Source organism: Dietzia sp. B44 (genome assembly GCF_014145245.1).
GTDB lineage: Bacteria > Actinomycetota > Actinomycetes > Mycobacteriales > Mycobacteriaceae > Dietzia > Dietzia natronolimnaea.
On the sequence record NZ_JAALEF010000524.1, the window covers coordinates 20,082 to 20,564 of the forward strand.

A 483-nucleotide genomic window follows, 5' to 3' on the forward strand; every position below is an offset into this window, starting at 1 on the left:
CTACTTCGGCCGGATGAAGCGGCAGAACAAGCAGGGCCCGGCGGTGCTCGGGCCGCTGGCCCCGCTGCGCGAGTTCGGCTCCACCGAGCTGGCCGACGCCCTCGAGGCGAACGAGGTCGTCGTCGTCGACACCCGTGGCCAGGACGAGGTCCACGCCGGCACCGTCCCCGGGGCGCTCAACATCCCCGGCGTCGACAAGGCCGCCTCCTTCGGCGCCTGGGTCTACGACCCCGAGAAGGAGGACACCCCCCTGGTCGTCCTCGCCCCCGACGAGGAGGTCGCCGGCCAGTACCGCGACCACCTGATGCGGGTCGGTATCGACACGGTCACCGGATACACGACCAGCTTCGAGGGCCTGCCCACGACGACCCCCGAGATGATCGGGCCGGACGAGCTCGCCTCGTTCGACTCGGCCATGGTCCTGGACGTGCGCAACAAGACCGAGCACTCCGACGGCCACATCCCGGGCTCCGAGCAGCTCAG

General features: G+C 70.8%; 1 protein-coding gene. It reads left to right on the forward strand.

All coding sequences use genetic code 11. The annotated features are described in order from the left end of the window. Positions 1–483 (forward strand): rhodanese-like domain-containing protein (locus G6017_RS16335; RefSeq protein WP_182618324.1); only part of this gene is annotated, 483 nt, incomplete at both ends.